The following is a 24,812-nucleotide window of genomic DNA, read 5'->3' on the forward strand; positions in this document are numbered from 1 at the left end:
TTTGAAATCAGTTTTTATAATTTGAAAATGTCTTAGATAAAAAATCAACAATGAGATGAGTAATTTCACGATGAATCTCACTTCTATCCCGACTGCCGCCATCCTTACAAATAACTCCTTCTCCTTTTTTTTCCTGATTCAATATATCAATTGCATCAGATTTACAAATTTGGATAAAACTAAAATGCATTGCATCTGGAATAATAATATAAGTTGAGGACGATTTTGGTAGAAATTCTTGTACATAACCCGATTCAAGTTGTGTATTTGTATCACCTATATCAACTCCTGCACCAATAATAAGAGATGGTATTTTGATTTTTTGTAAGCTTTCAATGGTAAACCCTCTTGTCAAACCAGCATCCAATGATACGAATGCTTTTATCCTGGGGTCTGACATATTCTTATTAAGCTCTGAATTTGCCAAACCAAGTTCAGATATCAAATGACAAGCTTTTAAATATGAATATTTATTACAATCTTTCTTAAAGGACTCTGTATCAAATCTGGCTCCGGAAAGTGCAATTACTGACCAACCACCAAGCGAATGGCCTATAGCGGAAATCTGATTTAAATTAATGATATTTGAAAATGTTTGATTTTCAGCCAGTGCATCAATAGTTTTACTTAAATCTTGCGGCCGTAACCATAGTTTGGCTGACTGCTCAGTATTCTGATCAAATCCAGTTGTCCCCGGATGATTAGGAGCTGCAACAATATATCCCTTTGCAGCTAATGCATGTGCAAGCCAGCTTAAATTTCGCCAGCTCCCACCGTAACCATGTGAAAGTAAAATTAATGGCGATTTAGTATTCTTTACTTCCGGTACCGCATCAGCAATAACTTCAGAACCATCAAAAATAGCATTATCAGCTATAGTTATTGAATTTTGCTTATTATTAGTAGCATACCAAACAGCAATATCTAGTGGCCTTCCATCTTGTATATCATAGTGAATTCGCTTAAAACCAATATGTTCTGAAGCGTTGGAGATAAGTGGAAAAAGTAAAATAAATGAATTGATAAAGCAAAAAAGTAATTTAATCATAGCATCCCTCTTTAATATGGGAGTGTTGTTATAATAATTTCAAATAATATAATAAGGAATAAATCAAAGCCATTATCAATAGCAGTAATCAATGTTCAATATTCCGTTATATAAATCAAATTCAAATCCGGAAATGAATATAAAATTTAATTATCACTGATTTCAGCGTTTACTGGTTTTTTTATGATAAAGATAATCAGCTTTTCGGAAAACCATTCCGATTAACATCATAACGGTGGAAACTTATCAGCATTTCAAAATAATCAACAAGCTCAACAAGTAATACTGAATTTAATATGTACTAGCAGCTATTTCTGTTATAGATATAAGGGCTATGCTGCTGTCTGCAAACAGATATTGTCAGTGCAGTTTATGCATTGGAATTAAGGAAAATTGATTCAGTTATAATTTGCTGCTTAAAAAATAGGCAGTTAAATTTAATTTATATATAACAAAGCTATAAATTACTTATCCACAGTTTATGTGCAACACCATCCCAATAATCACAGGAATAATGTGTATTTATTCATCTTATCGCATACACTGATAGATACGTGGATAAAAACCGGGGAAAACAATATCAGGTATTATGATTGTGGATAAACTAAAATATATTTATTATATTGACAGGATTAAAAAAATTTTGAATTTCTTAAAAATTATGGATATCTTATATGAGTAATGGTTTAAAGTTAGAAAATATCGAAGCATATTTTGAAGAGCACAAATTACCAAAATTCGACAGTTCATCAATATTGTATGGATCAATAGATGCAAAATTATGGCTAAAGATTGTAATAACTGAATTTTCTGGATTATTTATTAAACATCTGCTTATTTATTTTAATGCAGAAAAAATAATTCTGATTGGTTTAACCTTGAATACAAATTTAACAGATGCAATTACTGTTATTCCTATGACAGAAGTTTCTGAACTAAGCTTCAAATCAGGCTTTATCAGAGGCAAGCTGACATTTAAATTTAAACAAAAGGAATATCTTATAAAAGTCCCGAACTTTATTCTTGTCGCGAAATGGCAAAAAAGAAATTTGAAAAATATCCTTCAGCGTTACATTATTAAATATTCATAAAAACACCAAATAATTATTTCTGAGTATTAGCAGTTAATAATATATCTCATAATCAAATATTTATAATGATTCAATACAAACCCTTTTAAATTAATCACAATAGTCTGTTTTCTGTATTTCAGTGCCGGTTTGTATTTTGAATTTAATTTTAGCAGTGATAGTGTACAGAAAATACAAAACATCCATGTAGTAAATATGAGGAAAGTCTATAATGCTGGTTTTCATCGCATAGAGACAGAGAAATGCAGCATATCCACATCATTGGTATCGGCGGAACATTTATGGGAGGAATTGCCGCTATAGCCAAACAGGCAGGCTATCATGTAACTGGTTGTGATGCCAAAATGTATCCGCCCATGAGTACACAGCTGGCTGATTTGGGCATTGATGTGGTGGAAGGATTCGAAGCAGCACAGCTGGACAGTTATCCTGCTGATGTCTATGTAATTGGTAATGTTGCCCGTCGCGGCATGCCTGTCATTGAGGCCATCCTCAATCGTAACTTACCTTATACTTCCGGCCCGCAATGGCTGGCAGAAAATATCCTTCAACAGCACTGGGTACTGGCAGTAGCCGGCACTCATGGTAAGACAACGACAGCCAGTATGCTGGCATGGGTGCTTGAAGATGCTGGTCTGGCTCCCGGATTTCTGATTGGCGGGGTGCCGCAAAATTTTGCTGTATCAGCGCGCCTGCCTCAGGTACCACCGGCTGAGAAATCCGCATCTGAACCAGAGTGCAGTCCGTTTTTTGTCATCGAGGCAGATGAGTATGACACAGCTTTTTTTGATAAACGCAGTAAGTTTGTACACTATCGTCCGCGTACGGCAATTCTGAACAATCTGGAATATGATCATGCGGATATTTTCCCCAATCTCGCAGCAATTCAGACTCAGTTTCATCATTTGATTCGTACAATTCCCAGTGAAGGGCTGATTGTCGTTAATGAACAATCTGCTGCACTGGACGAAGTTTTACAGCAAGGCTGCTGGTCAGAAGTAGAAGGTTTTGGTCTGAATAAGGATTGGCAGATTGGTGAAATTTCTGCAACCGGCGGCTTCGATGTACTCTATCAGCAACAAAAGGTGGGACATATAGAGTGGAAACTACTGGGGCAGCATAACCGCATGAATGCACTGGCAGTGATTGCTGCAGCACGTCATGCAGGTGTTTCGATCCGGCAATCCTGTGCAGCATTGTCTCGTTTTGAGAATGTTAAACGGCGCATGGAAGTCAAAGGTGTAGTTAACGATATTACTGTTTATGATGATTTTGCTCATCATCCGACAGCCATTGCCACAACTATTGCCGGCCTGCGCCAGAAAGTCGCTAATGCACGTATTCTGGCTGTGCTTGAACCACGCTCTAATACTATGAAGCTGGGTACCATGAAAGCTGCTTTACCTGCCAGTCTGGCAGAAGCGGATAAAGTATTCTGTTATGCCGGCGGGGTTGACTGGGATGTTGCGGCTGCACTAAGTCCGTTACAGGATAAAGTAGCAGTTTTTCAGGATATGCAGTCACTGGTTGAAGCTATCACTGCACAGGCAGAGCAGGGGGATCATATTCTGGTCATGAGTAATGGCGGCTTTGGTGGTATTCATCAGCAATTACTGACTCAGTTACAACACAAAGCAAATAATTAATTATTTTTGTACTGAATTCAAGTTAAAACAATAACCCCTGGTTCAGATTTTCTAAAGGCCGGAGCTATCTGTTATTTCAGGTACTCAGGCTTTTATTTTATGTGTGTTTTAAACAGTGCAGTGTCAGGGTAAATATAAAAAATAATGAAATTACATGGTTGATAGTACAACAGAAGCAGAGCGATACAATATTTCAGGAAGCCTCATAAACTGTAGCTTTTGCCATTTCAGTATGATTCATTTTTCCGTATGCATTCTGCCAGCTTTGTGCAGCTTCACGCTGGTCACAGTTTTTGGCTACTTTAATCTGGGTTGGATTCATTTCAGTATAAGTTAAATTCGCCAGATGCTGGCAGTCCAGCGTTTGCGAAATCAATGCCGCAGGAGCTGTAGCACGAGCTGGTATTGAATGAAAATTGCCCAGCAACAATAATAAAGCCATTAACCCATATATTTTTAATAATTTCATAATCCATTCCTTATTTAGAAAAATCTAATAAATTGTTTAATTTTTATTATATTAATTAGAAAAAAATAAATATTCAAGGAATTTATTTCTTAAATATTTAGTTACTTTTCATTTTTCTAAAAATGAAGTATAATAAAAACAAATTTATTGACGATATTTCTAAGAAATTGCCGGAATTTGTGCATGCAAACATTTAAAGACCGTCTGGCTTCACTGTGGCCGGGTGAGCGCCAGTCTAAAATTGCCACAGACATTGATATGACTATGGCCGGTTTCAGCCGTATCTGGCATGAAGGCGGGTTACCCAAAGCAGAAACCCTGAAACGTATCAAAGAATTAAAAGGTTGCAGTATTGACTGGTTGCTGACCGGAGAAGGGGAACCCTTTCCTGAACAGCAAACTCAGGCAGCACACGATACGCTGGGTAATCCGGTGAATACTGAAGATTTTGTTTATGTGCCGCGTTATGCAATTGAAGCAGCTGCCGGACATGGTAGTTTAGTTGCTAATGAAAAACCGATGTTTACCATGGCGTTCCGCAAGGACTGGATAAATTCAATGATTAGCCCTGAAGTTAGTGGCTTGTCAGTGATTTCGGTCAAAGGAGATTCAATGGAAGGTGTGCTCAATGACGGAGACACCATTCTGGTACAGCAAATGAATCATATACGCCGTGATGGTTTGTATGTATTGCGTATTAACGATAATCTGCTGGTTAAGCGTTTACAGCTGATGCCGGGTAATGTAGTGAATGTTATTTCTGCTAATGAAGCCTATCCGAGTTTTGAAATCCGGCTGGATAGTGAAAGTGATGATGTACAAATCATCGGTAAAGTATTGTGGTTTGGTCGTTATCTGTAATGTTTTGATAATAAAATTTCATACTGAAGTGCCAGTTTGATAATCCGGGTAATACTGCGGACACATTATTAACCGGTTAACTCATTTATTCTGTACATAAAAAAACCGTCTGAAATTCTAAAATTCAGACGGTTTTTTATGCATGTAAAATTCAGCTTATGGTTTTAGCCTTTATAAGCACTGCCATCAGCCAGTAACCATTCAGGTTCAGCACCTTTATCAATTACATCCTGATTAACAACCACTTTTTTTACATCGTTTAAATCCGGCAAAGCATACATAGTATTAAGCAACGCTTTTTCTACAATTGAGCGTAAGCCGCGGGCACCGGTTTTGCGCGCCATGGCCAGCTTGGCAATTGCCCGTAATGCAGAGGGTTGTACCTGTAGCTCCACACCTTCCATCGCAAACAGAGCCTGAAACTGCTTAATTAATGCATTTTTAGGTTCGGTAAGGATATTAATCAGTGCATCTTCATCCAGCTCAGTGAGCGTTGCAATAACTGGCAGACGACCGATCAGCTCGGGAATCAAACCGAATTTAATCAGGTCTTCCGGTTCTACCGTCTGAAACAGCTCGCTTACATTGGTATTTTCGTCTTTGCTGTGTACCGCAGCACCAAAGCCGATACCACCTTTTTCAGTACGCTGACGGATAACTTTTTCCAGTCCGGCAAATGCACCACCACAAATAAACAGAATATTAGTAGTGTCTACATTAATAAATTCCTGATTAGGATGTTTGCGTCCACCCTGTGGCGGCACAGATGCAACAGTTCCTTCTATCAGTTTAAGTAAAGCCTGCTGAACACCCTCACCGGAAACATCGCGGGTGATAGAGGGATTATCACTTTTGCGGGAGATTTTATCGATTTCATCAATGTATACAATGCCTTTTTGTGCTTTTTGTACATCAAAATCGCATTTACCCAATAATTTAGTGATAATCTGTTCCACATCCTCACCAACATATCCGGCTTCGGTAAGTGTGGTAGCATCAGCCATCACAAACGGAACATCCAGTTTGCGCGCCAGAGTCTGAGCGAGCAGAGTTTTACCCGAACCAGTAGGTCCAATCAGCAGAATATTGGATTTAGACAGCTCTACCTGACCTTCTTCCTTACCCAGACGCAAGCGTTTGTAATGATTATATACCGCTACAGCCAGTGATTTTTTTGCTGTTTCTTGTCCGATTACATACTGGTCAAGATTAGCAACAATTTCTGCCGGAGTAGGTAGTTTTTCCTGACCGTCTCCGTCAGTTGCCGGCATGCCATTCTCTGTAGAAGAAGCACCCGGATTATGTAGCATTTCATTGCATGTATCCACGCACTCATTACAGATTAATGCGTTTTCACCTTCAATTAAATTTTTAACTTCGTTTTCAGGTTTACCGCAAAACGAACAATAACGAATTTCTTTACTCATAAACAGGATTTCATCAAGAAAATAGAGCTTATATTGAATGCCGGACCAAATACATAGATGATATCGTATCGGATTCAGCCAAAAAACGAGTATATAGTTTTATCAGGCTGATATCAAACTGAATGCTAGTGTGGTTTTAATCACTGAAGAAATCAGTTTGATAATGAAAATCTGATTAAAATATCGTTTATAAACACCTTTTTTAGCCAAATATAATAAGAAAATACCGACCGTAAGCAAATTTGTCTTATAATTAGATTGAGAAACAATATATTTATTGAATAATTGGACGTTAAAAACTTCTTTCAAACACAGACAATAATTATGTCTGTCTCTCTATTGCGTTCAGTTTAAGTAGTATTCTCTTGAGAAATAAATTACCCTGATTCAGGGTCAAAAAGGAAGTTATCATGTCATGTTTATCACGTCTGCGTCGCTGGCAGTGGGTAAGCCTGTTAAGCAGTAGTCTGTTTTTTGCAGTACCTGCTGTAGCCGGAGACCTTGATGTTCTCGGCCAGTTTATCGAACAAAAGCAGACAGGTGGTCAGTCTGACACACTCAGCACATTTATCAGCAACCATCCCGATGCCAATCTGGAAACCCGTGCACAGATTGCCGGCCCTTTATTAAGCTCACAATCGGCTCTGATTATGAATAATCAGACCGGTGAAATTCTTTACCAGAAAAATATCAATCAGGTACGTTCAATTGCATCCATTTCTAAGCTGGTTTCAGCAATGGTAGTGCTGGATGCCAATCAGAACATGAATGATCAGATTACCATCACAGATGCCGAGATTGACCGGTTGAAAAACTCAACCAGTCGTCTGTCTGTTGGTACAGTAATGACCCGGCGTGAGCTGTTGCATATTGGTTTAATGAGTAGTGAAAACCGGGCAATCCATGCTCTGGCACGTACTTATCCGGGCGGTATGCCGGCATTTGTAGAAGCCATGAATAATAAGGCGGCTGAGCTGGGAATGACTAATTCACGTTTTTACGAACCAACCGGGCTTGATCCGCGCAATCAGTCCACTGCACGGGATTTGGCTTTACTGGTGCGTGGTGCCAGCCAGTATCCGCTTATCAGACAATATTCAACTGACAATTCCGGTTCGGTATACACCAGTAATGGCAGAGTAGAGCAATATCACAACTCCAATGCGCTGGTACGAGAAGGTTTATGGCCGATCGCGCTGCAAAAAACCGGATATATTCGTGAAGCAGGTCGGTCTATGGTGCTGCTAACCAGCGTGCAGAACCAGCCGGTAACCATTGTTTTGCTGAACTCTCCCAGTTCAACAACTCGTGTAAGCGATGCCCGCGCTTTACGTTCATGGGCGATGCAGCAATCTTTATAAACCATATATCTGTTATCAAAGAGCCCCGTTAGCGATAACGGGGTTTTTTATCAATAAATCAATCCATTTATATCGTAATTTAACTGTCAAAGCAGTTAATGAACATGATAGAAAGCCAGACATAGCCTGTGAACATCAGCAATTAAAAGTAATTTAACAGATATGATTAATAGCGTTTTTATAAATGTACCAGTTGATTCGTCTACATCTTTTATTTGAAAATAATAGGCAAGGCATAGTTTCTGAGGATAGTACTGAGTAAAAGCTTAATCATCAGTGTAAAATATTGGTTCTCAAACAGATAAATATTCCTGAGGTATGAATGAATAAATGTCACCGGTTGATAAACAAGACTCGGTCGTAGCAAAATAGAAATGTAATACCATAATATTGGAAATTGAATAAATATAGATTTATCTCATAAGGGACAAATAAAGGTGTTATCTTTAAATAGAGAAAGATACTGACATGGCAATATTAATTACAGGTGCTTCTGCAGGATTTGGCGCAGAAATGTGTCGTGTGCTGGTTCATGCCGGTTACCAGGTTATTGGTGCCGCACGGCGACTGGATAAGCTGCAAGATTTACAGGCAGAACTGGGTGCACAGTTTTTACCATTACAAATGGATGTAGCCGATAAAAGCAGTGTAGATAATGCATTAGCCTCCTTACAGGGTACTTGGGCGGATATTGATTTACTCGTGAACAATGCCGGGCTGGCACTGGGCATGGAGCCGGCTCAGGAAGCAAACTTTGCTGACTGGGAAACCATGATTCATACCAATGTTCTGGGTTTAACTTATGTTACCCGGCAAATATTGCCACGTATGGTAGCCAAAAATAGCGGCTATATCATTAATCTGGGTTCTACTGCCGGCTCATGGCCATATAAAGGTGGCAATGTTTACGGTGCTACCAAAGCTTTTGTACGCCAGTTCAGCCTGAATTTGCGTACTGATTTGGCCGGTACACGCATACGAGTAACCAATATTGCCCCCGGTTTATGCGGTGATACTGAATTTTCCAATGTACGCTTTCGCGGCGATGATAAACAGGCTGCTGCCGTATATGAAAATATCAGCTATCTGCAACCGGCAGATATTGCCAACACCGTATTATGGCTGTATCAGACTCCGGCACATATGAATGTTAACCATATTGAAATTATGCCGGTATCTCAAACCTTCGCCGGTCTGAGTGTAACCCGTGACTTGGCTTAAGATTTACAGGTATGTCTAACCCTACAGTATGGCAATCCAAAGCCGAAGAAAAAGCACATATCATGGCACAGTGTGCTCAGCAAGGAGTTACTGTTACCCAACTGCGTGCTCAGGTGCTGGATATTGTATTAAATATGAGTGGTGTTATTAAAGCCTACCAGGTACTGGCATCTATGCAACAGCACAGTAACAGTACGGTTGCTCCGCCTACTGCTTACCGAGCACTGGATTTCTGGGCTGAGCAGGGTGTATTACATAAAATACCTGCTGTTAACGGCTATATACTTTGCCGTCATGTACGGCATGAGTGCGATAGTCACTGTCAGGACAATACCGTTCATCACAGTGATTTTGTTCTGGTATGCAACCAGTGCGGAGCTGTAGATGAACAAAGTCTCAGCTCAGAATGGGCAGCATTACGCCAGCGTGCTGCAGATAATGGATTTATGCTTAATGATGAGCATATCGTACTAACAGGTATCTGTACACATTGCCAGAGGAAGGTTACTTGAGAGTTTGTTAGTATTCAGAATATTTTAAATCATATTTTTATAGTAAGTTACAAAAAGAGAATCAGAAATGTATATAATATTATTTAATCGAAAAGTATTTTAAAATGACAAATTCAATTATGTTATCTGATAATGTGCCATATAAAATTAGTCAATTCTTCAGAACTTCTAATTTTGATTCGCTCATCTTTAAAAATGATTCTTCTTTACTAAACGAAATACTTTTAGATACTAAAATAAAAAAAGATTTAAAAGGTAAAAATTTTTTTTATGCTTTCGATTATTTTTTTAATATTATAAATCAACATTATAAAAACGAATATGTATTTAAAAATATAATAGCAAATCGATTAATAAAAGGAAGGCATAAATTAGCTAATGTTGCCTATATGAATGAGTTTCATGTATTAAATTCAATTTGTGATGTAGCTATTTTTAATGGGACATCCACTGCTTATGAAATTAAAACAGGATTAGATAATTTAGATCGAATCTCCTCCCAGCTAACTGATTATAAAAAAGTTTTTGAAAAGATATTTATAGTGTGCGATGATTCGAAGATTAAAATTTTGGAACAAACTTTAGATAAAGACGTAGGTATAATTAGATTAACTCATAGAAAACAAATGAGTACAATTCGTGAGGCATCATCAAATATTGAAAATTTATCTATAAGTGCTTTATTCAAGAGCTTAAGAAATTCAGAAATATTGAATTATATGAAAAAAAAATATGATTATATTCCTGATATTTCACCTAAAAAGACTAGAAATGATTGTTTGAACTTATTTCAAAAAATGGATATTATTGAAGCACATAATGTTTTTGTAAGTATTCTACGCAAAAGAGAATTGAAAAATGAAGAAAAGAGATCTATAGAAAAACTGCCTTTTTCACTATTAGCATTAATGCTAAATATTAGACCTTCTTTAAGGAGACTTAAAATAATTTCGTCACGTTTGGAAAATCAAATATTGTAATTAATAATTGTTATTTAAAGCGTTAATTTTTCATTAATACAAGGAGGAGATTATGTATTATTGCTTTTTAAGAAGCAAACGATTTGAATTATTATCAATACGAAAAAGTGCTGATAAAATTAATGAATCAAATATTTCTATTATTTTGGAACCTGTTAAAAATAGCTTCAATGAGATTCAAAAAACGCTTTCTAAAATTAACCCGAATAATTTTATATTTATAATTAATCCAAAAGTTGGCAATTTGAAAAATAATGATGAGCAGCTTATCCAACTTACCAAGAACTTAATTGAATCAAATTCTTCATTGATTGTAGGCTTAAATGTTGACCATAGTTATAATTTTTTACAAATTCAGAATTGGTTAAATATGTTTAATCAATCTAAATTTGTTTTGATACATTCAGGTGAAATTAGATTTGATACTAAATTGATTAACCAACAAGAACAAATAATAAAGCATATTTTTTATAAGGATAGCGTTGAGGATTATTATATTAATCAATTTTCTAAAGATAAAATTTTACTTGAAGACAATTTTAAACGCTTAAAGCGTAATTATGATTATCAAGAAAATCGAATTGAGTTTTTTTCTGATGCACATTTGAACTATAAATCTAAAGGATATCAGGGGTTTGGAAATTTCTCTACTATAGGTAATCATTTTTCTCAAAATGGAGGGCAGGCTTACACATCAGCTTTTCATCTTACTTTTAATCATACAGATAATGATATATTTATAAAGCATTATTTATCAAAACCTAGAACCTATCATGAAAATATTGGGGTGCTTAATGAAGAACTTTTAGAAGATATTCATTCAGTAATACAAAATAATATTGGATTACTAACTTGGTCATCAGCTTGTCAGGAATTAGAAGATATGTATCAGAAAAAAAATTTTTCATATCATTTAGGTACTTTAAAAAGTCTTTCAATACAACATCATTTTGAACTCATGCATCTTTTAAAAATTAAAGGTGTATATTAACAAAATGTAGATAAATATTTATCTATTAATTAAAGAATTTATCTTGTAACTATATGAATAAATCTCGGATAAATCATCACAATTTATTCCAGATTTTAAAATTTAAGGATTATTACTCTATATACTAAAATAATTTATTTGCCTATTGAAATAGTTAAGACTATAAATAACCCAACTGACAAAGTTATGGCAAAAGTATTGAAGGAGTAATACATGAATGGTATCAAAGTTGGCATCGTACAAATGGTTTCTGGTACTGATATTGCTGAGAATATTCAAACCATGCAGCGTCTGGTTCGGCAAGCTGCTGATGCAGGTGCGGAATGGGTAGTATTACCTGAATACTGGCCGATAATGGGTAAAGACGAAACAGATAAAGTAGCTGTGGCTGAGGTTTTTGGAGATGGCCGATTGCAAACAGCTTTGAAAACTCTGGCTGCTGAGCTGGGGATCATACTATTTGGTGGTACCATACCTTTACAAAGTACGGATAAAACCAAAATATTTAATACCATGCTGGTGTACGGGCGCTCAGGAGAGTTACTGGGTTTCTACCATAAAATGCATTTGTTTGGTTACACTGGTGCCAATGAGTCTTACGCAGAAGCCGATACAATACTGCGTGGCATGGATGTACCGGAGCTGAGAATTGATAATATCGCTGTGGCACAGGGTATTTGTTACGATTTACGTTTTCCTGAATTTTTCCGTGCCCAGCTTCCATTTGAAGTACTGGTGTTACCGGCAGCATTTACTTATACCACGGGTAAAGCACACTGGAACACATTATTAACTGCCAGAGCAATTGAAAATCAGTGTTATGTGCTGGCGTCTGCACAGGGCGGGCAGCATCAAAATGGCCGCCGTACATATGGCCATAGTATGATTATTAATCCTTGGGGAGAAATCCTTGCCTCTTTGCCAGAAGGAGAGGGGGTTATTTGTGCAGAGCTGGATGCCGAATTTCTACAATCAGTACGTACTAAGCTACCGGCACTACAGCATCGATTGTTGTAAATATGTTTTTTTAAGTTAGCACTTTTTGGAACTAGCCTGAATTTAATCCATATTTAAGCCCATTATTTGGACATAATGTCTGAATAATGGGCTTAATAGTCTCAAAAACGGTACATTCACAATCATTTCTTGTCCAAAAATGCGATTCATGGCATGATTATTGATTAAAGTTTGAATTAAGAAGTAAGGGGCAGTAGCGATGAGTGGCGGAACAAAGAAAAAATCGCATTCTCAGTGGAGCTCGCGGATGGGGTTTATGCTCGCCGCAGCAGGTTCAGCAGTTGGTTTAGGTAATATCTGGAAATTTCCCTATATGGCCGGTCAGATGGGCGGTTCTGCATTTGTGCTTACCTACCTGATTTGCATGTTTGTGATTGGTTTGCCTATTCTGGTGGCTGAGTGGCTGATTGGCCGTCGCGGGCAGAAAAATCCGATTCATACCATGGAAGATGTAGCTGCTGATGAAGGGCAATCTAAATCATGGCGCTGGGTAGGTATTATCGGCGTACTTGGTTCATTCCTGATTCTTTCTTTTTACAGTGTTATTGGCGGGTGGGCTGCTGATTACATTTTTCTTGCCGGTACTGGTACTTTTAAAGGTTTAAATGGTGGGGGCACTGGTCAGGTCTTCCAGCAATTTCTTGGTAGTGTAAGCCATTTACTTACATGGCATACCGTCTTCATGTTTGCTACCGCTTTGATTGTAGCCATGGGTGTTGGTGCCGGTTTGGAGCGTTCTTGTAAAGTGATGATGCCGGGGCTGGGTCTATTACTGATTGGTCTGGTAGTTTATGCGGCTGTTGTCAGCGGACCTTCATTTGGCAAGGCTTTTGCTTTCCTATTTACTCCTAACTGGTCTGCTATTACTGGTAAGGCAGTACTGGCGGCATTGGGGCATGCATTTTTCAGCCTGTCTTTGGGCATGGGTATTATGATGGCTTACGGTTCCTATCTGGGTAAAGATGTGAATCTGATTTCTACAGCACGTACTGTAGTTATTCTGGATGTTATTGTTGCCATGTTATCCGGTATGGCCATTTTCCCGCTGGTATTTGCCAATGGCCTGCAACCGGGAGAAGGTCCGGGGCTGATTTTTGTTACCTTACCTATCGCTTTCGGCAATATGGCCGGTGGTACTATTATTGGTGTTGTATTCTTTATTTTCCTGACCTTCGCCGCTCTGACTTCCTCAATTTCATTGCTGGAGCCGACAGTTGAATTACTGGAAGAAAAAACCCATTTGGGACGTAAATCAGCAACTTTAGTAAGTAGTTTGTTCATCTGGGCATTGGGTATTGCCTGCCTGCTATCATTTAATGCATGGCAGGATATTACAATTTTCGGTAAAAATATTTTTGATTCTCTCGATTATCTGACCAGTAAGCTTATGCTACCGTTAACCGGACTTGGCACGATTGTATTTGCCGGCTGGATAATGAATCAGGAAAGAATTCGTCAGGAGCTGAATTTAGGCCCGGCTGTATTTGCTTGTTGGAAAGTGTTATGTCGCTATGTTATTCCGATAGCTGTAATAGCAATTCTGATTTATGGATTTATGTAATCAATATATAGTTAATATTTTCATATCTGAGTAACAAAAATCCCGGAATTATTCGGGATTTTCTTTTATGGATTCACTAACTACTATAGAAAATGCCTGAAAACAGATATAGATATTTAATAAATATCTGGATTTGCATCAAATATCTGCAATTGTTACTATGCTTTAATCTGGTTTTAATCCATTCTGGATAAATTACATAAGATAGTTCAGTTAATAACAGATTTTCTGAAATTTTAGTTTCTTAGTTCAACTTAATCTGTTACATGCTGACGCCGGCTTTGCGTGCGATGGCCAGACCATCTTCTACACTCATATATTGAGCCGGCTGGATACAATCACGCAAAACAATTTCTCCCTGGCTGAACATCACCAGTTCATTAACCGCCAGTTGTTGCCACTGCTCATTACAGGTAAGCGGTAATGTGGCAATGACTGCTACACGATCATGTGGTGTAGTAACCGCGGAAAAATCAATAGCCACGTCTTCATCTGCCAGAACAGCCTTACCAAAAGGCGCCTGCCGGATAATATAAAAAAGCAGGGTGCTGGCATGGGCAATTAACCAGTCACCATTCGAAAGCATATAATTAAATAAACCATACTGACGCAGCTCACCAGTAATTTCTGCTATAGCATTAAATAAAATTTCCCGAGAAGGCTTGTGACGAAAGCGCTGGCGTAGCTGCTCAAGAAGATAGCAGAAGGCCTGCTCTGAATCCGTAGTACCTACCGGGTTAAAATATTCACCTTCAGAAGGATTAAAACGGCGCAAATTGCCATTATGTGCAAACACCCAGTATTCTCCCCATAACTCGCGTACAAACGGATGTGTATTTACTAAGTGCACTTGTCCCTGAGTAGCTTTGCGAATATGAGCTATTACATTTTCCGATTTGATTTTATATTGCTGCACCAAATCTGCGACAGGTGAGCTCGCACAAGGCTTATCATCCTGAAGCAGGCGCACTCCGTGCCCCTCGAAAAAAGCAATGCCGAAACCATCTGCATGGCTGTCAGTCAGACCTCCCCGCAAACGAAAACCTTCAAAAGAAAAGACAATATCAGTAGGGGTATTGCAATCCATGCCTAACAACTGGCACATTTATTATTTCTCCATAGATAAATTAATAATTTAATATTTGCTGTTTCATCAAGTAAAGATTATACATCCTGATTATAGTAATCGATAACTGATGCTAATATTTACCTGTAAAAAAGCCTGTAACTGCTGTTACAGGCATAAATTCAAATTAACAGAACAGAAACTTGCTTTTATACAGCCGAAACACTCAAATAATTATCAGCAGTACCTAAAAGTTTATCCTGTGGCGGTGATATTGCCATGCTGCTATCAGCAAGTCCTGAACTCATAGCCGCCATTGCCTGCTTGAGTAACATCGCATCAGCGTAATTAAAACCGGAATTGATAATTTCATTGGCATAGTTATCCGGCGCCGCATTCTTTACAGGAATTCTGGCAAGGCCTGCGACATAATTGCCTGAATCTTTATGCAGACTATTGTCAGCAGAATGGAACAGGTGATTACTGAGAGCCGAATCTTTTTCAAACTGCGGAATAAGGGGCATATCAACAGGTTTTCGCTTTGTAAGCAGGCTTAATAAAGTTTGCCCATGCTTACCATCTTCGGTAAATATAATATTGCCTAAATCAGAATCTTTGCCCCGGTTTTTCAAATTATAGCCGAGCAGATAAATAATATCGCCTTTAACCCCGTTTTTAATCACTATTCCGTCTTTATAAGCACTGAAAGTAAGCGATTTTATCTGATCAACCTTAATATAAGACAATCCATTATGGTCTTCAATTATAGTGATGCCGTCGCCGTTTTTAATTACATACATATCATCACCCATACCGCCATTTAGATAGTCATTGCCTTTACCACCGTTAAGCAAATCATTACCGGCTCCGCCATATAAATTATCATCGCCCAGGCCTCCATACAGCTGATCATTGCCATCATCACCCTGTAAATTATCATTGCCGCTGCCGCCACTGATAAAATCGTTTCCATCTCCTCCGAAGATAACGTCATTACCACTGGTTTTTGCATTATCGCTATTTACAGGTTCTTCACTGTCGCCATAAATAATATCATTACCATCACCACCATAAATCACATCATCACCACCACTGCCAATCAGCCGGTCGTTACCGATACCTCCATCAATGTAATCATTACCATAACCCCCATTAATATAATCGTCTCCTCCTTCACCATATAAAACATCATTTCCAGAAAAACTTTCTAATTCTTGCAAAACATCTCCATATATTCTGTCATTACCCTCTCCGCCGTATATAACATCATCGCCGGTATATTTAGAATTTTCGGTTGTAATTAAAATAGGATCACTAGAACCACCCGAACCAATTCCCCAACCAATAATATTATTGAAATCACCGATAATTATATCGTCGCCATTTCCACCATAAAGGTAATCATGACCACCGCCGCCGAATATAACATCATTTCCTTCGCCGCCATCAACTTCATCAGTACCATATCCGGCATCAATAATATCATTACCATTTCCGCCAAACAGATGATCATTACCGTTTATTGAACAGTCAGCATCGACAAAATTTTTATTCTCATCACCCCATATCTTATCATCGCCATCGCCCCCGAAAATCCAATCGTCTCCACCGCCGCCTATTAAACTATCATTGCCGGCGCCGCCATCAATATAGTCTGCACCCTGAATTTCTTTGTTATTCTCATCATCCCCGTAAATAACGTCATTGCCTTCATCGCCATAAAGCTCATCATTACCGTGGCCGCCATAAATTTTGTCATGATCAGCGCCGCCATGAATCACATCGTCTCCGTAGCCACCATACAGCTCATCATTACCGGCATCGCCCCAGATATGATCATTGCATGTTAATTGTGAAAAATTTCTATTCATATCATAAGAATCGCCATATATAATGTCTTCGTCATTACCGCCATAGAGAAAATCATCGCCACCACCACCTACAATAAAGTCTTTACCGGCACCGCCATAAATGGTGTCACTACCATGATATTGGCTATCAAGTATTTCTCTTGATGTCTTTCCACCATCATCGCCATAAATTTTGTCATCACCATCGCCGCCAATAATCACATCATTGCCGCCACCACCAATGATTTCATCATCACCTTCGCCGCCATCAATGTGATCATCTCCATGAGCCCTGCCAGCAAGAGAATTTAAGTGACCTAGTCTAACAAGACCATCGCCATATAAGATATCTTTGCCCTTGCCACCGACAATATAATCATTGCCACCCATACCAAAAACGACATCATCTCCTTCTTGCGTACTGCCCGGTGCTACCGAATCACCTTCGATATAATCATTCAGATTACCGCCAACAATAAAGTCATTGCCCTCATCACCATATAGAAAATCTCCCCCATATGACATACCGTCCACAGCAGAGATGGGCTCATCAAAACAGTCGCTAATACCAGAGATAATCAAATAATTACCTCTTTCTAAAAATATACCCCAGTTTGGGCCAGCATGAATCAGTTTTTTACCATAATCAGGCATCTTCCAGCGCTCATCCGGCTTCTCTCGTTGAGATATCGTTAAATGATTATTGGCAAAAATATAATCATCTCCGGCACCACCTCTGATGGTATCGGAGCCACCGCCGCCTGCGAGCAGATCCATGCCATCGCCACCCAGAATCACATCATCACCGGCCATGCCATCAATAGCATCGCCGCCGTCCAGCCCCGAAATTTCATCATCATTGGCTGTGCCGAAAATAACATCCTCAAAGCCGTTTTCTTGTTTACCATCGATAATACGGCCGTCGGCACTGCGCTTATCCCAATCATAGTGATAATGGCCTTTAAGAGACTCTAACTCTTCCTCAAAATGGCCTTCTACATGAATGATTTTCGTGCGCCAGTCGCCCAGAATTTTATTTTTTTCCTTAGGCGGGCGCATATTGGGTAAATTAATGCCGAGTTTATTTCCTTTAAGCTCATTCCATCCCTCAATAGTAAGAATATCTTTATTGTCTGTCAGGGACTGAATGCATAAATCACCGGTTTTATTCAGCCACACCTGCCATTTATTATCCTCTGACTGCCATACATTCAGCTCTTTCCCTATCCACTGATATGATGAAAAAATCTTATTGTCCAGATAGATATAGCCATTACCATCACTATCGATAATACGATCCTGTCCGTCTCCGTTATTAAAGTAATAATTATCTGTTCCCGCACCACCAATCAGCAGATCATTGCCTTTACCACCGATAATTACATCATCACCTATACTACCAATAAGAATATCAGAAAGTGCTCCACCTCTTGCTATACCTGGATTTTTATCTGCAAGCATCACAATTTCATGCACATTAGTAGTAGCTTCGGGATTTGTACTCCAGCTCTGGCCGGTTTGTTTATCATGAAATACAAGTGTATCCGTTTCAGAAAAACCATATTTTTTACGAATGGATTCTATAAGTGTTTTAAATTGCTGGTATCTTGGTCGTTCAGAAAAGTAATCGTGAAAGCCATCAAAATCAAATTGCTGATCTAGATCCTGATTAAATTCACTGGCCTGCGCATAGCGGATTTCTTGAATCATCCAGCATCTTGCTTTTATCCAGTCTTCTCCCATATCTGCTAATGTTCGTTGCGGAGGCTTTGAATCTGGATTAAGTATAACAATAGGATTTAAATGAGCTAAGGCATTTAAATAAATAGATACTTTATCAGTTTCTCCTTGTTCACTCAGTTTTTTCAGTAAATTAAGAGTATATTCTGGTGTATTATCAATAAAATCCAGCTGATATTTAAATTCAAATACATCGGTTTTCCCAGGTACTAGTTGCTGGTGTCCAGTTTGAGAGTCAAAAACAAATTCTAACCCTTTGTCTAAAAAATTTTGGTCGTTAACAGAGGTAATTTGTGAATTAGAGCTATTAATACTTTCTTCATTCAGTACTGCAGCCATAATCCATTTGGTCATAGCCGTGCCACCAACTAATAGCCAGTTATTAATTAGTTGCTGTTTTGCTAATGTAGAAGTATCGTGATTAATAAAATATTGTCCGGAGCGTTTATTTTCCATCGTGGCATAATTTCTATACCAGGAGTGTGTACTGAGATTGAGTATATTATGATTTAATGTTTCAGTTGTAACTGATTTAGCTGTAGCTACAATATCAGTATCACGACACCATTGTTGTGCCTTTTGCTGATCGGTACTAGAAATTGTTACTTTCTTATAGCCTAAGCTATCAATTAATTTATCAATATTCTCTAATTTTGATTATATATTAATAAGTTCAGAACTTCCAAAAGAGTGAATTGATGCATCCATGGTATAAGCATTAATAATACTAGTTTGTGAAGATACATCACCAGTTATTTTATCAACATAAATATAGCCCTTTTTGGCGTCCTGCATTATTTGATATAACTCTAAACTTACTGAAGCTCCGCCGTTTACTACTTCTCCTTTGGTGGCACGAATCTGTTCCCACATACTTTCAACGACTTTACTGCCTTCAATCATATTACCGTTACGGCCGTTTCCTGATGCATTAGTTTGAATAATCGACATTGGGGTATATAGCGTCCAATAGCTGATATCCAAACCATTTTTATTAAATACATTTACATGAAATTCATACATTTCTTCATATGTAATATCTTCACCACCATGACCATGTTCAAGTTTATTTTGCAACATTGCTAAATAGCCTATAGCCATATCACGCCGCACACTGTCAATTCTGGCTTGAGTAAGAATTTGTTTATGATCTTTAGCTACAGTTTGCATAAATTCTATGGCGCCGTTTCCGGTAATGCTATCGCCTGTGGCTACACCAATTGCCCATGCTGCATAGTTATAACCTTTTTCTTGCAGTATCTGATAAACTTCTCCTATTGCAGATAAATTACCAGTTTTAATTTTTTGGTTCCATGAATTAAGTTGTTCTTTAGTTAATATTTGTGGCCGAGACATTTTTCTACCCTTTCATCAGTTGTTGACTTACGAAAAATCAATTTGTGTTTCTATATTTTTCCTGCCTGTTTTTTAATTAATTTGCCGTCATTTGTGACAATCCAGCTATTCAGAATAGCTGTTATGTTTTTTTCTGTTTGTTGCCAGAGTTTTAAATAAACACGGTTATAGCTTATATAAATTGTGACATGCATATTATTATCTATATAAAATAGGTGATAACAATACTGAACCTTACCTATAAAATCACATTTAATATAAGTCTTAATTTCACCATTCTTATTTTTCGAAATAAAAATATCCGGTCCTGAAGTATCTTCTTGCCAGGGTTTATTGGTACTGGGATCAATTCCATTATTGGCTTTCAAATAAATTAAGCCATATACCGGTTCAGATTGTTCAATATAATTAAAATGGTAGACTTTTTTAGTTGCTTGTAAACTATCTTCAAGTGCTAAATTGTAATTTCGAGGTTTATTGAGATCAACAATATTGTAAACAATAACATGTCCCCATGGAAAAGGTTTCATTTTAGGAATCAGTATATTATTATCATGAATATAATCTGCATCTGTTTGTTCTAAGCTGGATTTAACTGCTCCGTCAGTAAGCCGATATTGAAAGCCAAAGCTTTCAATAGGCAGCTGATAGGTAACTGGCGGACGATTATACAGTTGTGCTTTTATGCTGCTATCAAAATCACCCGGATCGCCGATATAGCGAACCCAAGTAGAAACCACACCACTGGGAATGCTAACCGGTTTTCCGCTAAGATTACCGATAGAGTCATAACGACCAAATCTATCCTGATGGCGAACAGGGGCGGGTTGTTGCTGTACCACTTTTTTTTCAGAGTGATTATTATCGGAACAGCCGGCTATCAGCAGCATGCAGTTTAAACAGACCAGCCTGAGGTGCAATTTGTATGAGTTTCTCATAAGCTGAACTTTTGTATAGAGACGGAGTTAAAATTATCATAAAATTAATTTAAAAGAAATATAAATATATACATATACTAACGCATTTTAACGTATATTTAATATATGTTTTTGTAATATTTAAATTTTTATGATATTTAGATTAAGCCTGTTTGCATAATATAGTTATTATTTTTATATTTTGCCGATATGTTTTTTTAAGTAGTTTAATTTCATTTGTAGCTATTCAACTATATTAAGAATATCAGTTTTGTTTTCTGCCGCAGCTTTAAATAAATATGGTTATAGTCTATATAAAATATGATGTAAAATTATTATCAATATAAAATAAGCTAATTAAAACTTAATTTACCTATAAAATCACATTATCAGCCCTGATAGCGAACTGGGTGAGGTTGTTGGTATGTTAAATTTCTTTTAAATGTCTATATCGGCAGCGGATTATCAGCAGCATACATATTAACCTGATAAGCCTAAAACCCAATTTGAATTAGCTTTTTATCAACTGAATATTCTTAATAGATACTACAATAAAATTACTTTATATAAAAAATTGTATATTTAAATACTCAATATATATTTTATAGTAAAAACCAATTTCATAATTGTTTTATATTTGGATATATTAATTGTTTATTTTCGATCATTGGTTAACTGATTAAATGAAAAATTGCTAAATATATAAATAAAATAAAAATCTAAGTTTGAAAGTCAATAAAAATTACCTGTCAGTTTAAAGCTGGCAGGTAATAATTAAAGCTAATTAAATCGGTTGACTAACCCCAATAGGCAGCAACATTTGCTTTTTGTATAAATTGCTGCATCTGACTGGCAATATCTGGAGAGTTAAAATCGCAATCATTTGTAAATGCAGCCATGGCTTCAACCAGTTGTTGTATCTGATTTGAATTTATCTTTTTACCATCAGCAGTAATAACATTATAGTGTTGATAATCAGTATCTTCAAACCATGAAGTAACTGTTACCTGATCGTTTGTTCCGATATGACTGATAATCAAATCAGATCCATCCTCTCTGAACCATAATTCATTACTATTATATTCTGTAAATTCGAGTGAGTTGATGTCTTTAGGATTTACGTCCCATTCTGTAACCGTATCCTGTCCATGGCCAGCTTCAAATATATAACGATCGCTTCCGCTTCCTCCATCAAGAAGATCATTTCCACTGCCACCGATTAAAATGTCGTTACCTTCATCTCCTGAAATATCATCATCTCCGGTACCTCCATAAAGAATATCATCACCTTCATATCCGGAAAGAGTATCATCACCTGCACCCCCGTAAATAATATCATTTGTTTCGCTACCCACAATGTAATCATTATCACTGGTGCCATTAATTGGCAGGTTTTTAGGAATATCAATACTTGATATAGTACCATCTTCAAATATCAATCTGTAATCCTGATAATATTCAGCATAAAAGAATTTTTTTAATCTAATTGAATCATTACTGTTATATGCATGAATAATTAAATCATTGGATTCACGGTAGAATTGGATATTATTTTTTTGTGCACCTTTAAATATCAGTTCATTGGTTAAGGCTCCATCTTTGAGAGTACTATTTTCACCTGCATCTTCGATGGTATCCTGACCATGACCTTCTTCAAAAATATAGATATCCTTACACTCTTCAGAACCAATCATATAATCGTTACCACGGCCACCGATCAAAATATTATAATCACCGGTTGCAATCAGAGTGTCATCACCATCGCCGCCATCTAGGAAGTTATATTCATTTTCTCCAGATAATCTATCATTACCACTGCTGCCGATTAGCTGATTATACAATTCACCGGTTTCCGAATTTTCGCCTGATAAAATATCACCGAGTTTTGAAGCAGTCTGTACACCCTGAGTAATGAAATTATCAAGTATATCTGCCATGCTTTCACCACTTTGCTCTGACAGTTTCTGTGCAACACCACTAATATCCAATGTCTGATCCTCAAAACAAAAGATAAATGCCCGATGGAAAGCATCTTTAAAATAATCTTTTAGTCTGACACAGTCATCATTTTTGTATGCATAAACTAATAAATCTTCTCCGTCACGTTTGAATACTGCATCAGTGCTTTTGGCCTCTGTAAATTTGAGCTGATTGCTCTGAGATAAGAATGGCAACTGATCGTAGCCCATATCTTCTATAATATCTTGCCCATGACCTTTATGAAAAATGTAAGAATCACTTTCCCAGTCACCGCCAGCCAGATAATCGTTACCGGCTCCTCCAATCAGGGTATCGTGTCCACCACCTCCATAAATTTCATCGTCTCCGTTACCACCGTCAAGATAATCGTCGCCATCCCTGTTAGCATCAGGATAGTAATTTCCTCCATAGAGAATATCATTACCATCTCCTCCATAAATAGTGTCATTACCCATTCCTCCGTTCAATTCGTCATCACCATCATAGCCATAAAGGATGTCATCACCGTCGTAACCAAACAAAGTATCTGCTTTTGAACTACCTTTAATAATGTCAGTTCCCAGCCAGCCTGTATAATCATTAAATAACGGATTATATGGAGTTTCAAAAGGCATATGACTAATGTCATTCAGCGTAATTGTTTTATCCTGAAATATAAATTTATAGTTTCTATATCTATTGTTGTCTTCCGGATTAGTAGGATCAATGAAAAAATTACGTAAAGTGACTGAATCTTTTTCGCCATAAGCTTTAATAATCAGATCATTTCCGGACCTGATAAATGCAGTATTAACCGAATTTGAATCTTTGAAAATTAATTCGTTAATTTCATTTTCAAAATTTTCTAATTGTTTTTGCTCATCAGATTCTTCATAGTATTCCAGAGTATTATCCGGGCGGCTTGCAAAGCCAATATCTTCAATAATATCTTGTCCGTGACCTTTCTGAAAAATATAACGATCTTTTTTATTATCTGTACCTTTCAGAAATTCATTTTTTGAAGTGCTAACAACAGTATTAACGGTTGATGTATTTTGAGATTGGGGCATTATTATCTCCTAAATGTAATCATTTCAATATAAAATAAAATTATTCTGATCATATTTTGTATAATATTAATATGATCGCCATATATTTACTGCTCATAATGAATTTGATTATCTATATGCTTCTCCTTTATAAATTAAAAAATATTTTTATTAGTAATAGAATATAGAATTAATTATAATTTTATATTCTAGGATATTGTGACAATTTAATTTTCATCTCTCGAAAGAAAATTATACTGTATCAAAGAGTTAAAAAGTTAATATAAATCAAATATTGTCTTTAAATTTGATTTATATTAACTTTTTAATACAGGTTATTGAAAAAAGAAACCATTTCCAAATAAAAAACACCCGCCAGCTATTGAATGGCAGGTGTTTATACAAAAACAAGCAGAGCTAAATCTATTAATTAATCTTATATGGCAGCTAAGTTTGCATACGAATTAAACTACAGCATTTAGTTGATTATTTCTGGATTAAAACAGGTAGAGGAAGAACAAATATACTTATTTATTCAAATATCAGTTATATTTATTTCATTGGTATTATAATATCCAGATAAAGCATTAATTAGTTATCTGAGCTGAGCTGCACCTATTTGTTTGTATCGGAAGTTGTGATATTAAAATGTTAGGTAATTGAGCCTTATGAACTAACGTTTATTTAGTC

Annotated in this window: 18 protein-coding genes; 10 read left to right on the forward strand and 8 right to left on the reverse strand. The window is 37.0% G+C overall.

The genetic code is table 11. The annotated features are described in order from the left end of the window. Positions 1-7: 7 nt before the first annotated feature. Positions 8-1,048 (reverse strand): alpha/beta fold hydrolase, encoded by a 1,041-nt coding sequence (locus H3T75_RS08085; RefSeq protein WP_198211457.1) that lies wholly within the window; start codon positions 1,046-1,048, stop codon positions 8-10. 674 nt (positions 1,049-1,722) lie between these two features. Here H3T75_RS08085 and H3T75_RS08090 point away from each other — a divergent pair. Both H3T75_RS08090 and mpl read left to right on the forward strand, forming a co-directional pair. Beyond that, positions 1,723-2,139, forward strand: coding sequence for a hypothetical protein (locus tag H3T75_RS08090; protein ID WP_078474351.1), 417 nt, complete (start codon positions 1,723-1,725; stop codon positions 2,137-2,139). A 242-nt stretch (positions 2,140-2,381) separates the two neighbouring features. Then, positions 2,382-3,785, forward strand: a complete 1,404-nt coding sequence (gene mpl / locus H3T75_RS08095; protein WP_198211458.1) for a UDP-N-acetylmuramate:L-alanyl-gamma-D-glutamyl-meso-diaminopimelate ligase — start codon at positions 2,382-2,384, stop codon at positions 3,783-3,785. Positions 3,786-3,978: 193 nt separating this feature from the next. Here mpl and H3T75_RS08100 read toward each other — a convergent pair whose 3' ends face one another. Further along, positions 3,979-4,254: a hypothetical protein gene (locus H3T75_RS08100; RefSeq protein WP_110414038.1), complete on the reverse strand. Its 276-nt coding sequence runs from the start codon at positions 4,252-4,254 to the stop codon at positions 3,979-3,981. Positions 4,255-4,437: 183 nt separating this feature from the next. Here H3T75_RS08100 and H3T75_RS08105 point away from each other — a divergent pair, with 183 nt between their 5' ends. After that, positions 4,438-5,115: a helix-turn-helix transcriptional regulator gene (locus H3T75_RS08105; protein ID WP_025330304.1), complete on the forward strand. Its 678-nt coding sequence runs from the start codon at positions 4,438-4,440 to the stop codon at positions 5,113-5,115. A gap of 164 nt (positions 5,116-5,279) precedes the next feature. Here the strand turns inward: H3T75_RS08105 and clpX are convergent, their stop codons facing one another. Next, positions 5,280-6,542 (reverse strand): ATP-dependent Clp protease ATP-binding subunit ClpX, encoded by a 1,263-nt coding sequence (gene clpX, locus H3T75_RS08110; protein ID WP_084547285.1) that lies wholly within the window; start codon positions 6,540-6,542, stop codon positions 5,280-5,282. A gap of 410 nt (positions 6,543-6,952) precedes the next feature. On the opposite strand from clpX, the gene H3T75_RS08115 reads away from it, so the two are divergent. The 7 genes from H3T75_RS08115 (at position 6,953) to H3T75_RS08145 (ending at position 14,185) form a co-directional block, all read left to right on the forward strand. Beyond that, positions 6,953-7,903 carry a D-alanyl-D-alanine carboxypeptidase family protein gene (locus tag H3T75_RS08115; protein ID WP_084547286.1) on the forward strand — a complete coding sequence of 317 codons (951 nt, stop codon included), beginning with the start codon at positions 6,953-6,955 and terminating at the stop codon, positions 7,901-7,903. Positions 7,904-8,371: 468 nt separating this feature from the next. Next, entirely contained in the window at positions 8,372-9,124 is a 753-nt protein-coding gene (locus tag H3T75_RS08120) for an SDR family oxidoreductase (RefSeq protein WP_084547287.1), read from the forward strand. Between the two features lie 62 nt (positions 9,125-9,186). Continuing rightward, positions 9,187-9,636: a Fur family transcriptional regulator gene (locus H3T75_RS08125; RefSeq protein WP_198211493.1), complete on the forward strand. Its 450-nt coding sequence runs from the start codon at positions 9,187-9,189 to the stop codon at positions 9,634-9,636. Between the two features lie 104 nt (positions 9,637-9,740). Further along, complete coding sequence (locus tag H3T75_RS08130) at positions 9,741-10,616, forward strand: sce7726 family protein (RefSeq protein WP_198211459.1); 876 nt, start codon at positions 9,741-9,743, stop codon at positions 10,614-10,616. A gap of 52 nt (positions 10,617-10,668) precedes the next feature. Continuing rightward, positions 10,669-11,607: a sce7725 family protein gene (locus H3T75_RS08135; protein WP_198211460.1), complete on the forward strand. Its 939-nt coding sequence runs from the start codon at positions 10,669-10,671 to the stop codon at positions 11,605-11,607. 213 nt (positions 11,608-11,820) lie between these two features. After that, positions 11,821-12,624, forward strand: coding sequence for a carbon-nitrogen hydrolase family protein (locus H3T75_RS08140; RefSeq protein ID WP_198211461.1), 804 nt, complete (start codon positions 11,821-11,823; stop codon positions 12,622-12,624). Between the two features lie 199 nt (positions 12,625-12,823). Then, complete coding sequence (locus H3T75_RS08145) at positions 12,824-14,185, forward strand: sodium-dependent transporter (protein WP_078474279.1); 1,362 nt, start codon at positions 12,824-12,826, stop codon at positions 14,183-14,185. 262 nt (positions 14,186-14,447) lie between these two features. Here H3T75_RS08145 and H3T75_RS08150 read toward each other — a convergent pair whose 3' ends face one another. The 5 genes from H3T75_RS08150 to H3T75_RS08170 all read right to left on the reverse strand — a co-directional run bounded on the left by H3T75_RS08150 (position 14,448) and on the right by H3T75_RS08170 (position 24,143). Next, positions 14,448-15,290, reverse strand: coding sequence for a class II glutamine amidotransferase (locus H3T75_RS08150; protein ID WP_198211462.1), 843 nt, complete (start codon positions 15,288-15,290; stop codon positions 14,448-14,450). 170 nt (positions 15,291-15,460) lie between these two features. Beyond that, complete coding sequence (locus H3T75_RS08155) at positions 15,461-19,297, reverse strand: calcium-binding protein (protein ID WP_198211463.1); 3,837 nt, start codon at positions 19,295-19,297, stop codon at positions 15,461-15,463. Positions 19,298-19,498: 201 nt separating this feature from the next. Continuing rightward, complete coding sequence (locus H3T75_RS08160; RefSeq protein WP_198211464.1) at positions 19,499-20,197, reverse strand: hypothetical protein; 699 nt, start codon at positions 20,195-20,197, stop codon at positions 19,499-19,501. A 50-nt stretch (positions 20,198-20,247) separates the two neighbouring features. Further along, the gene (locus tag H3T75_RS08165) at positions 20,248-21,087 is read right to left on the reverse strand and encodes a hypothetical protein (protein ID WP_198211465.1); all 840 of its coding nucleotides are present in this window, start codon (positions 21,085-21,087) and stop codon (positions 20,248-20,250) included. A gap of 824 nt (positions 21,088-21,911) precedes the next feature. Further along, positions 21,912-24,143 (reverse strand): calcium-binding protein, encoded by a 2,232-nt coding sequence (locus H3T75_RS08170; protein ID WP_198211466.1) that lies wholly within the window; start codon positions 24,141-24,143, stop codon positions 21,912-21,914. Between the last annotated feature and the right edge of the window lie 669 nt (positions 24,144-24,812).

It is taken from the genome of Snodgrassella sp. W8135, from assembly GCF_016101225.1.
Lineage (GTDB): Bacteria > Pseudomonadota > Gammaproteobacteria > Burkholderiales > Neisseriaceae > Snodgrassella > Snodgrassella alvi.

What these genes read in the sequence shown, in the direction of transcription:
- mpl (WP_198211458.1), top strand. Translation starts at nt 2,382, where the DNA reads ATGCAGCATATCCACATCATTGGTATCGGCGGAACATTTATGGGAGGA.
- H3T75_RS08170 (WP_198211466.1), bottom strand. Translation starts at nt 24,143, where the DNA reads ATGCCCCAATCTCAAAATACATCAACCGTTAATACTGTTGTTAGCACT.
- H3T75_RS08130 (WP_198211459.1), top strand. Translation starts at nt 9,741, where the DNA reads ATGACAAATTCAATTATGTTATCTGATAATGTGCCATATAAAATTAGT.
- H3T75_RS08125 (WP_198211493.1), top strand. Translation starts at nt 9,187, where the DNA reads ATGGCACAGTGTGCTCAGCAAGGAGTTACTGTTACCCAACTGCGTGCT.
- H3T75_RS08150 (WP_198211462.1), bottom strand. Translation starts at nt 15,290, where the DNA reads ATGTGCCAGTTGTTAGGCATGGATTGCAATACCCCTACTGATATTGTC.
- H3T75_RS08135 (WP_198211460.1), top strand. Translation starts at nt 10,669, where the DNA reads ATGTATTATTGCTTTTTAAGAAGCAAACGATTTGAATTATTATCAATA.
- H3T75_RS08090 (WP_078474351.1), top strand. Translation starts at nt 1,723, where the DNA reads ATGAGTAATGGTTTAAAGTTAGAAAATATCGAAGCATATTTTGAAGAG.
- H3T75_RS08115 (WP_084547286.1), top strand. Translation starts at nt 6,953, where the DNA reads ATGTCATGTTTATCACGTCTGCGTCGCTGGCAGTGGGTAAGCCTGTTA.
- clpX (WP_084547285.1), bottom strand. Translation starts at nt 6,542, where the DNA reads ATGAGTAAAGAAATTCGTTATTGTTCGTTTTGCGGTAAACCTGAAAAC.
- H3T75_RS08105 (WP_025330304.1), top strand. Translation starts at nt 4,438, where the DNA reads ATGCAAACATTTAAAGACCGTCTGGCTTCACTGTGGCCGGGTGAGCGC.
- H3T75_RS08140 (WP_198211461.1), top strand. Translation starts at nt 11,821, where the DNA reads ATGAATGGTATCAAAGTTGGCATCGTACAAATGGTTTCTGGTACTGAT.
- H3T75_RS08085 (WP_198211457.1), bottom strand. Translation starts at nt 1,048, where the DNA reads ATGATTAAATTACTTTTTTGCTTTATCAATTCATTTATTTTACTTTTT.
- H3T75_RS08155 (WP_198211463.1), bottom strand. Translation starts at nt 19,297, where the DNA reads ATGGAAAATAAACGCTCCGGACAATATTTTATTAATCACGATACTTCT.
- H3T75_RS08145 (WP_078474279.1), top strand. Translation starts at nt 12,824, where the DNA reads ATGAGTGGCGGAACAAAGAAAAAATCGCATTCTCAGTGGAGCTCGCGG.
- H3T75_RS08165 (WP_198211465.1), bottom strand. Translation starts at nt 21,087, where the DNA reads ATGCTGCTGATAGCCGGCTGTTCCGATAATAATCACTCTGAAAAAAAA.
- H3T75_RS08100 (WP_110414038.1), bottom strand. Translation starts at nt 4,254, where the DNA reads ATGAAATTATTAAAAATATATGGGTTAATGGCTTTATTATTGTTGCTG.
- H3T75_RS08160 (WP_198211464.1), bottom strand. Translation starts at nt 20,197, where the DNA reads ATGTCTCGGCCACAAATATTAACTAAAGAACAACTTAATTCATGGAAC.
- H3T75_RS08120 (WP_084547287.1), top strand. Translation starts at nt 8,372, where the DNA reads ATGGCAATATTAATTACAGGTGCTTCTGCAGGATTTGGCGCAGAAATG.